This is a genomic window from Paucihalobacter ruber, from assembly GCF_006494535.1.
Lineage (GTDB): Bacteria > Bacteroidota > Bacteroidia > Flavobacteriales > Flavobacteriaceae > Paucihalobacter > Paucihalobacter ruber.
Window position 1 is genome coordinate 1 of record NZ_VHIQ01000011.1, and the last position, 10042, is coordinate 10042.

General features: G+C 37.1%; 8 protein-coding genes. 7 read left to right on the plus strand and 1 reads right to left on the minus strand.

The annotated features are described in order from the left end of the window. From FJ651_RS15425 to FJ651_RS15460, 7 genes are all read left to right on the plus strand, one after another. The coding region (locus FJ651_RS15425; protein WP_140991693.1) for an RHS repeat-associated core domain-containing protein at positions 1 to 3153 on the plus strand (3153 nt) is incomplete at its 5' end. Between the two features lie 4 nt (positions 3154 to 3157). Next, positions 3158 to 3928: a hypothetical protein gene (locus FJ651_RS15430; protein WP_140991694.1), complete on the plus strand. Its 771-nt coding sequence runs from the start codon at positions 3158 to 3160 to the stop codon at positions 3926 to 3928. Positions 3929 to 4136: 208 nt separating this feature from the next. Further along, positions 4137 to 5981, plus strand: a complete 1845-nt coding sequence (locus FJ651_RS15435; protein WP_140991695.1) for an RHS repeat domain-containing protein — start codon at positions 4137 to 4139, stop codon at positions 5979 to 5981. Beyond that, positions 5974 to 6402, plus strand: a complete 429-nt coding sequence (locus FJ651_RS15440; RefSeq protein WP_140991696.1) for a hypothetical protein — start codon at positions 5974 to 5976, stop codon at positions 6400 to 6402. Before FJ651_RS15435 ends, FJ651_RS15440 begins: the two co-directional genes overlap by 8 nt. A 328-nt stretch (positions 6403 to 6730) precedes the next feature. Further along, complete coding sequence (locus tag FJ651_RS15450) at positions 6731 to 8065, plus strand: RHS repeat domain-containing protein (protein ID WP_140991697.1); 1335 nt, start codon at positions 6731 to 6733, stop codon at positions 8063 to 8065. A 53-nt stretch (positions 8066 to 8118) separates the two neighbouring features. Further along, complete coding sequence (locus FJ651_RS15455) at positions 8119 to 8571, plus strand: hypothetical protein (RefSeq protein WP_140991698.1); 453 nt, start codon at positions 8119 to 8121, stop codon at positions 8569 to 8571. Between the two features lie 22 nt (positions 8572 to 8593). After that, positions 8594 to 9352, plus strand: a complete 759-nt coding sequence (locus FJ651_RS15460) for a DUF2927 domain-containing protein (RefSeq protein WP_140991699.1) — start codon at positions 8594 to 8596, stop codon at positions 9350 to 9352. A gap of 128 nt (positions 9353 to 9480) precedes the next feature. Here the strand turns inward: FJ651_RS15460 and FJ651_RS15465 are convergent, their stop codons facing one another. Further along, positions 9481 to 9741, minus strand: coding sequence for a hypothetical protein (locus FJ651_RS15465; protein ID WP_246085386.1), 261 nt, complete (start codon positions 9739 to 9741; stop codon positions 9481 to 9483). Positions 9742 to 10042 lie beyond the last annotated feature (301 nt).

Below are 10042 nucleotides of genomic sequence, written 5' to 3' on the forward strand. Positions count from 1 at the left end.
TTTTACAATACCCCCAAGTATGAGAACACCAATAACCCATACTCAGAAAAGGACTTTGAAGCCTCACCGCTCAACAGGGTACTTAAACAAGCCGCCCCGGGATATGATTGGCGTATGGGTGGCGGTCATGAGATAGAGATGGACTATCAGAGCAACACAAACACAGAGGTAAAACGGTATGAAGTGAGTTTAACCTTTGCCAACAACACCTACACCCCACAATTGGTATTAAGCGGTAGTTACAACCAGGGTGAGTTATATAAAAGTGTGACAAAGGATGAGAACCATTCGGGAAGCACTAAGAATCACACTACCGAAGAATTTAAAGACGCCGAGGGGAGAGTGCTATTAAAACGCACCTATGCAGATATGCCATCGGCACCACAAGAAAGACACGACACCTATTACGTTTACGACATCTATGGCAACCTGAGTTATGTATTACCACCAAGTGCAGAGCCCAACAGCGCACTACCCAACAGCGCCAAGCTAAACGAGCTATGCTATCAATACACCTATGACCATCGCAACCGTTTGGTAGAGAAGAAAATCCCGGGTAAAGACAAAGAATACATTGTTTACAATCGGTTAGACCAACCGGTATTGACCCAAGACGCCCATTTAAGGTCACAAAACAGGTGGTTGTTTACCAAGTACGATGCCTTTGGCAGAGTGGCCTACACGGGGGTTATGACCAGCAGCAGCACCAGAACCACCCTTCAGAACACTTTAAACAGTTTAAGCAATATGAGTGTTAATAAGCAAGGCAGTGCCACTACCATAGCAGGGACGAGCATCTATTACAACAACGGCGCCTATCCCACCAATGACATAGTAGAGCTACACACCATTAATTACTACGACAACTACACCTTCGACAAGGCAGGCGGCAACAGTGAAACATCCTACGGTGTTACCCCCATTACCAATGCCAAGGGACTGGCCACAGGCAGTAAAGTAAGAGTACTCACCACCACCAGTCCGGCACAATGGATTACCAATGTAACGTACTACGACATCAAAGGCCGCCCTATCTACAACTACAGCCACAATCCCTATCTAGAGACCACCGATAAGGTAAAGAGTGAATTGGGCTTTGACGGTAGGGTGACACGCGTGACCACCACGCACCAGAAGGGCACATCACCTGCTATCACCACCGAAGAGATATACGAGTACGACCACCAGAACAGGCTGCTGACCCATAAGCAAAGCATTAACGGTGCCACCAACCCTGAGGTAATTGTATCAAACCAATACGATGAGCTGGGACAATTAGAGCGCAAGGGCGTGGGCGGTAAGAACAGTCAGAGCCGACTACAAACGGTAGACTACAGCTATAACATCAGAGGCTGGCTCAAACAGATTAACAACCCCGGCAATTTAGGAAATGATTTGTTTGCCTTTAAGATAGGCTACAACGAAGGCACTAACCCCTTATACAACGGCAACATTAGTTTAACCCAATGGAGAAGTGCCAATACTGATAACAGTTTAAAGACCTACAACTACACCTACGATGCATTGAACCGTATTAAAACGGCTATAGACAACTTGGATAGATATAGTCTATCGAATGTTAGTTACGATAAAAACGGTAATATTTTAAGTTTAACAAGAAAGGGCCATATAGTAGCCAACCCGGTGTCGACCAACAGTGCACACTTTGATACCATGGACAATCTCACATACACCTACCAAGCCAACAGCAATAAGTTATTAAAAGTATCTGATGCCATAGTCACCCCGAGTGCTGTACAAGGAGAATTTAAAGACGACCACAATCAAACCACACCAGACCCCACAAACGATTACACCTATGATGCCAATGGCAATATGAAGACCGATACCAATAAGGGCATTACCAATATAAATTACAATCATTTGAACCTACCCACACAAATTTCGATAAACGGTATGGGACAAACGGGAACAATTACCTATATTTACGATGCAACAGGGGTAAAGATGAGAAAAACGGTCAGTACAGGAGCTACTACAGACTATGCAGGGAACTACATTTATGAGAATGGCACGCTCAAGTTCTTCTCACACCCGGAAGGCTATGTAGAACCGGATGGTACTAACTTTGACTATGTGTACCAATACAAAGACCACTTGGGCAACATTAGGTTAAACTATAAAGACATTAGCACCACAAGTACACCGATACTTGAAATCATTGAGGAGAATAATTATTATCCTTTTGGGTTGAAGCATAAAGGTTATAATAATGTAATAAATGGTACTGACCATCCGTATGGTTTTGGCGGTAAGGAAGAACAAAATGAGTTAAGTATTAATTGGATAGATATTACAGCGAGAAACTATGACCCTGCTCTTGGTAGATGGATGAACATTGACCCATTAGCTGAACAAATGAGAAGGCACTCACCCTATAACTACGCCTTTAACAACCCCATTTTCTTTATTGACCCGGATGGACTTTCACCTTGCCCAACAGGGAATTGCGTTGAAGGGTTTGATGAAATAGATTCAAATTCTGGCTCTGATGTTGTTACCGGTGATAATGTAGCAAATGAACTTGATGAAGTTGTTGTGGTAGCTGAAAAAAAATCATCAACTGAAACTACGTCAAAATCTAACCAAAAGGTTGGATATCCCTATAATGTTTCTCTAGGTATGTTGAAAATTGCAATGCATCTCGCAAATCCCAAAGGAGGTATAATGTTTTCAAAAACAGAAGGCCAAGCAACAGGAAATCAAAATATGATAAGACAAGGTGGCAGAGAGACAGATGTTGACTGGGTAGAAGGAGACCAAATAATGAATGCGGCTCCAAATCCATCTATCACCAGAAAACCTAAAGGCGATGGAAAAACTAATGCAACACTTCGAAATACTGACAACGCAAAAGATGTTTTGACTAGAACAAGTAATGGTATAGACCATGTTAATAGATCAAACAATATTGCAGACGTAGAGGTTGTTGGCACTCCACTCGACTCTATTACTTTTTTTAAAGTAACTCGCACTGCTGTAAATGAAAATGGGAGTACGCAAACAAAAGTAGACACAGTAGGTTCTGGCTTTTCAGGCCCAGTCAGCACTCATAAATATAAACCTTTTTCTGAAGGGTTTAATGAAAATGTTAGACCAAGAATAATAAAAATAAAACTTCCAAAACAATAAATTAATGAAATTATATTTAATACTTATATTCCTTATTTTGACTTCATGTAAAAAGAATTCAAATAAAGATTTTCTAGATTCTGAAAAAATCAATGATAGTATTTTGTTGCAAATTGATAACGCAGGCGCAGAAAACTTAGTTATCGACTATCCATCAAAACAAAAAGATAGTTTTAAACTTAAAGTTAGATATAGAAACGGAATATTATTAGACTCCTCCTATATTACTGATAGTGGTGTTAGAACAGGTAAACATTATCGATATAATAAAGACAGTATTTTATTTATTCATGAATTTTTAGCCAACGGAACTCTTAATCAATATTGGTCTATTAAGGGTAACGACACCTTGGGTGGTTATGGGAATCATTATAACATATTTACAAAAGACACTGTGAAAGTAAACGAACTATTCAAATTCCAAATCATTCTTCGCTTATCGTATGAAAAGAACTTTTCTAGCTTATTTTTTGTTTACGCTGAAAATGGATTTGAATTATTGAATGAAGATATGTCTAATCTTCGAGACATTGACTTGGATACAATTTATAATTTATATCAAGACGAATTTGATGATAATGATAATATTTTTGATGATTATTGGTCCAAACGTGCTATAATGTTCAGACATGAATTTCAAACTGTTGGAGATAAAATAATAAGAGGTGTGCTAGTTGAAAGAAAGGATTCTACTTTTATTAGTGCTGATGGCGACAAATTATCTTTCCTTGAAAGATATTTATTAGTTAACAAAAGTATTCATGTTATAGAGTAACTAGAAACCCGACCGCTCGGATATGTTCTACAATCGTTAGCGCGGAATTGCATTCCGTGCCCATGTTACTCAGAACAGGCTGCTGACCCACAAGCAAAGTATTAATGATGCCACCGACCCTGAGGTAATTGTATCAAACCAATACGATGAGCTGGGACAATTAGAGAGCAAGGGTGTGGGCGGTAAAGCAACACAAAGTAGGCTACAAATGGTAGACTATAGCTATAACATCAGAGGCTGGCTCAAACAGATTAACAATCCAAACAACCTGGGCACAGATTTGTTTGCCTTTAAGATAGGCTATAACGAAGGTACCAACCCCTTATACAACGGCAACATTAGTTTAACCCAATGGAGAAGTGCCAATACCGACAACAGTTTAAAGACCTACAACTACACCTACGATGCATTGAACCGTATTAAAACGGCTATAGACAACTTGGATAGATATAGTCTATCGAATGTTAGTTACGATAAAAACGGTAATATTTTAAGTTTAACAAGAAAGGGCCATATAGTAGCCAACCCGGTGTCGACCAACAGTACACACTTTGATACCATGGACAATCTTACATACACCTACCAAGCCAACAGCAATAAGTTATTAAAAGTATCTGATGCCATAGTCACCCCGAGTGCTGTACAAGGAGAATTTAAAGACGACCACAATCAAACCACACCAGACCCCACAAACGATTATACCTATGATGCCAATGGCAATATGAAGACCGATACCAATAAGGGCATTACCAATATAAATTACAACCATTTAAACCTACCCACGCAAATTTCGATAAACGGTATGGGACAAACGGGAACAATTACCTATATTTACGATGCAACAGGGGTAAAGATGAGAAAAACGGTCAGTACAGGAGCTACTACAGACTATGCAGGGAACTACATTTATGAGAATGGCACGTTAAAGTTCTTCTCACATCCGGAAGGCTATGTAGAACCTGAAGGTACTAGCTTTGATTATGTATATCAATACAAAGATCACTTGGGCAACGTACGATTATCATACTCGGATGCAGACGGTAACGGCTCTGTGGATAGTTCGGAAATTATAAAGGAATCACATTTTTATCCTTTTGGAATGCGCCATCAAGGATATAATAGTGTAATTACTTCCACAAATATTGGTCAACAATTTACATTTAACGGACAGCAATTTGATGAGTCGTTAAGCTTAAATGTTCAAGAAATGACCTTTAGACAGTACGACCCTGCAATTGGTAGATTTAATGGGATTGACAGATTTGCTGCGTTAATGCCTTCAATTACACCATACCGTTTTGGTTTTAACAATCCTATTCTTTGGGCAGACCCAACAGGATTGATTGAGGAAAGCGTACTAATGGATATTTTTAACCGAAGTGGTTCGGGTCGTACAACTTGGCAAAATGATGGGCATTCTGGTTTTCACACTGATGATGGTGGTTATGTTGGCTATACAAGTGATGATACAGCGTTTAATACTTCGCCTGGTAGTTCGACCGCTTTGCCAGAGGTAACAGTTACTTTAGGAAATCAACAGAGTTATCAAAATGCTGCAAATCAAATAGCGCAAAATATTTACAAAACAAAATGGTATAACGAAGGCGCAGATTTATTAGGGCTTGGGATAAGTGCTACAGGGAATGTTGCTAGTGGTTTTCACGCTTTTGGTAATTATACTGTTGCGAGCCAGTTCAAATCAAATAGTAGTTTATGGGAATTTCAAAAATTAACAGCTAAACAAAAAGCTTGGAGAACAAACGCTGTACTAGTAAGTGATGCTAAATTAGGTAAATATGGAAGTAAACTTTTAAAAGGCGCAAAAGTATTAGGGCCAGTCGCAACAGTAGCAAGTACGGCTTATTCAGGTTATAAAATCTACAATGGAACAGCAACCACAATTGATTATGTCGATGCAGGTGTTGGTGTTGCCTCTCTAGGAGCTGCAGTATTTTTAGCAAGTAATCCTGTGGGTTGGGCTATTAGTGCAGGTGCAGGTATTTACTTCGCAGGTCGTTTTATTTATGATTTAATAGATGAAGCCAATGACTAATCCAATAAAAAATATGTACTATTCTTTATGGGCAGATGCTATTAATTATGAAAGATTAAAGAATGGAGGGGAAAATCATTGGAAAGCGTTCACTTTTGTATATATGTCCATTTTTATGTCGTTGAATATATTGGCGTTATTGAGTGCTGTTTTATTTTTTACAGGATATGAAATGACTGCTAAATTAAAAGCGCAATTAGAGAATATTTTTTCAAGTGAATTATTAGTAAACTTTTCGTGGTCTTTAATAATGTTGTTTATTCCAAGTTTTGTAATTACGTATTTTGCCGTTTTTCACAAAAACAAATATGAATATATTTTAGAAAACTATAAGTTTAAAAACGGGAGATTACTCTTTATATACTTCAGTTTAACAGTAATCGCTTTCTTTGGTTTTAGCTTATTAAACAAGTACTTGTAAAATCGTGAGATTTTGAAAACAGACCACTCTTCGGAGTGGTTTTTTTATGCATACGCCTTTTTGGTTTTGAAATCCCTTAAAGCCATATCAATCATATTGTAGATAAAATCCCTGTTCTGTTCGGAGAGTTCAGAAATACGTTCCAAACGTTTTAGAGCTCCCCGACCGCTCGGATATGTTCCACAATCGTTAGCGCGGAATTGCATTCCGTGCCCATGTTACTCAGAACAGGCTGCTGACCCATAAGCAAAGCATTAACGGTGCTACCAACCCTGAGGTAATTGTATCAAACCAATACGATGAACTGGGACAATTAGAGAGCAAGGGCGTGGGTGGTAAGAACAGTCAGAGCCGACTACAACTGATAGATTACAGCTATAACATCAGAGGCTGGCTCAAACAGATGAACAACCCGGGCAATTTAGGAAATGATTTGTTTGCCATGCAGATTAAATACACCAATCCAATCCAAGCCCAAGGACAAGGTTTATTTAATGGCAACATTGCTGAGATAGATTGGAAAACACAAAATGATAACGTACTATACCGATACACCTATCACTATGATGCACTAAACAGGATCACTAAAGCAGATTTCACAGGTCCGAGTCAATGGGCCAGGTATAGGTTAGACAACGTACAATATGACAAAAACGGCAATATTACCAATCTAAGACGAAACGGTCATATAGTGGCAGACCCTGATAAGAATATCAGCAGCGACTTTGGAACCATGGACAATCTTACATATACCTACCAAGCCAACAGTAATAAGTTATTAAAAGTAACCGACACCGGCAATACCAGTTACGGCTTTAAAGACGGAACCAATCAAACCATTGAATACACCTACGACACCAATGGCAATATGGTAAAAGACTTAAACAAGGGGATTGTAGGACCTAGCAATAGCAATGGTATATTGTACAATCATTTGAACTTACCAACCGAGGTTAGATTTGGCAGTGTTAACAAAATTAAATACATTTACGATGCCACCGGTATCAAACTGAGCAAACAAGTGATTACAAGTGGCCAGCCTGATAGTTATACCTATTACGCAGGTAATTATGTATACGAAGGCAGTTCTTTGAAATTCTTTAGTCACCCTGAAGGCTATGTAGAACCTGATGGTACCAACTTTGACTATGTGTACCAATACAAAGATCACTTGGGTAACATTAGGTTAAACTATAAAGACATTAGCACTACAAGTACACCAATACTTGAAATCATTGAGGAGAATAATTATTATCCTTTTGGGTTGAAGCATAGAGGGTATAATGAGTTGGTCTCGGCAAATGTGAATTCCGTAGCGAGCAAGATTAAGTACAATGGTAAAGAACTGGAAGAAAGTTTGGGTTATGAGATTTATGAATATGAAGCCAGACATTATGATCCAGCCTTAGGTCGATTTATGACCGTTGACCCATTGGCGGAAGATTATTTATTTCAATCTGCTTATGTTTATGCAGTTAATAGTCCTATATTTTTTATAGATAAATTAGGTATGGGAGCTGATTGGGATCGTAAAGTCAATGATGACGGATCAATTACATATACAGCTAAACAAGTACAGCTAAACAAGGTGATAGTGCAAATTCATTACATCAACAATATGGAGAGCAAGATGGATTTACCGCTGAAGAAGCAATTGATTTAGTTGAAGCTGGTGTAGGTCGAGCTAATTTTACAAGAGAATCTGATGGGATGTTAATGTCTAATGTAGAAGAAGGAGATTCATTCTCTATTATTTTTGGAGAAGAAATAGGGTCACTAGATGGTGCTAATGGAATGATAGTAGTGTCAGATGATGCGGATATTGAGGACAATGCTCATAAATTGAGCGAAGAAAATTTTGGAAGTTATGAGCTAGATAGGACAAATGCAAAAAAATTGGAGTTAATATTAGAAGTAGCTGATTTGATAACGCCTAACCCATCGAATCTGATATTAAGTAGTTTAAAGGACGTAACCGCCCCTAAAGCTAGGAACCGCAGTAGTAGAAGAACAACTGCGAGAGGAACATCTACCAGTTCTAATAGTGCATCTTCCAATATCAGCAATACAACTTCAACGAATTCACCATCAAAATCGATTAGTCCTAGTCAGAGAAAAGTAATAGTTAAGAAAGCTAAAAAGACACTAAAACAAAGAGAGCGACAATAAAAGTCTTTCTATTAAAATAACTATGCTAAGAACTTATTGGAAAATTATAATTACGGTATTTGCTTTAATAACATTCGTAATATTATTTGTTATTTACTTCAAAAAAAAGGAATTTTATTATGAACCTACAGCTTATGAAAACGAATTAATTGACTATTTCAAAGACGTATCTTTAAATACAGAATTTGGAGATAATTCACAAAAAATTATAAAATGGAATTATCCAATGGTGCTATATATAATAAAAGATAAAGAGTATAAGCACCAAATATCTGTTATAGAAAATATTATAATCGAGATTAATCGATTGGCAACAGATGGATTTAAAATTGTGTTAACAGATGATCTTTCGAAAAGCAATGCAAAACTTTATTTATGTGATAAAAAAAAAATTGCCGATTTAGATCCGCATTTTTATGAGATAATTACAGCCGACATAGACTATGATATTGCAGGTTTCGCTTATTGCGAATTCGAGACAAAAACACATATCATAGATAAAGCTCTAATTTTTATTAACTCAAATGAATCACTTGATATTCAAGAGGCAACAATATTAGAGGAAATAACGCAAAGTTTAGGTTTGGCATTTGACTCTAATAAATACGAGAATAGTATTTTTTATGAAGGTAAATCAAAGCAAAAAATTTGGTTAAAAGAATATTCAAAATTAGATAGGGATATAGTAAAATTATTATACCATCCTAAAATGAAGCCAGGGCTTGATTCAATTGAAGTTAAGAGAATGATTAAAAGTATTTTGAAATCTGAAAAGGAATAAATTTCAACCTTGTTATATCAATTTTTTTTCTTTATTGTTGAATAAAATTTAATATTAAACAAGAATAGCTTAGTGATCACCAAAGCTTTTTTTTTGACTTATTTAATTTATGAGATACGTCTTTTACTTCATTTTTTTATCTGTTCTTTTAGTTTTTTTTTGATTAACATGAAACTAAGAATAATAATCATACCTATTCCAACTACTAATAATCCATATTTTACTAATCCTGCAAGAAAAAATGTAACAAATCCTTTATATCTAAGCTTATTTGATACTTCAACCAGTTCAGGTATGACGCTAGAGTTTTCCAAATAAAAATAAAAAACAATACCCCGCTGCCGCACGATTGCATCGTGTGGCATTTGACCTTCAAAATGTTCTAACAATCTAATCTGCTATAAACATAAAATAAGTAATTTTATGAAATGAGTAGAAATTATAAATTTACTTCGTCAGTTCGACTATCGTCTCGTGTCATAATCCAGAAGGCTTATACTTCGTGAGTTTTACTCATGCTTTTTTATTTGTTTTTTGGTATTCGTGCATCCGCTTCGCTCAAGTGCTGTGGTCGATTGGCTAGACGTTTTTACCCGAAATGAGTATAAAGACATTCTTATTGACAGCTTATCCTATTGCCAAAAACATAAAGGAATGGAGATTCATGCTTGGTGTATCATGACCAACCAT